This is a genomic window from Savagea faecisuis, assembly GCF_042675605.1.
Classification (GTDB): domain Bacteria; phylum Bacillota; class Bacilli; order Bacillales_A; family Planococcaceae; genus Savagea; species Savagea faecisuis.
Map to the genome: position 1 here is coordinate 1 of NZ_JBHTJF010000032.1, position 654 is coordinate 654.

The window sequence follows — 654 nt, forward strand, 5'->3', positions numbered from 1 at the left end:
CAGCTGGTTAGAGCGCACGCCTGATAAGCGTGAGGTCGGTGGTTCGAGTCCACTTAGGCCCACCATTGAGTGTTTGACCTTTTTAAATTGATAAAGGGGCCTTAGCTCAGCTGGGAGAGCGCCTGCCTTGCACGCAGGAGGTCAGCGGTTCGATCCCGCTAGGCTCCACCAATAACTACTCCGAGTATAATAAGGAGTATTTTGTTCATTGAAAACTGAATAAAACGACATTGAAATAACAACGAAACAAACCGAGTAATACATGAATGAATTCTTTATATCGCTATAAAGAACAATTCCGAAATGCAGGAGCGGACATCATACCCCCGCACACCACATTTCAAAACAAAAATTGACAAGAAGCGAGCAGGACGAGGAAGCAAATGGAACGAGGAAGGCGCGTAGTTCGCTACGTAACTGACGAGTGACATGCAGCTGACGACGTCATGCGAAGCTTATTGGAAGTTTGAAAAATTGGTAAGAAACGAGTAGTCCTAGGAAACGAACAGAATGAGAAGGGAGCGTAGTTCGCTACGTGACCGCCGAATGATGTGAAGTTGACGACGGAATACGAAGTTTATTGACAATTTTAGGTTAAGTGAACAAGGGCGCATGGCGGATGCCTTGGCACTAGAAGTCGATGAAGGACGGAAC

General features: G+C 46.3%; 1 tRNA gene. It reads left to right on the forward strand.

Annotated elements, in window-relative coordinates:
* Positions 1–95: 95 nt before the first annotated feature.
* Positions 96–171: transfer RNA gene (locus ACFQ0V_RS09050), tRNA-Ala, on the forward strand.
* Positions 172–654: the final 483 nt, after the last annotated feature.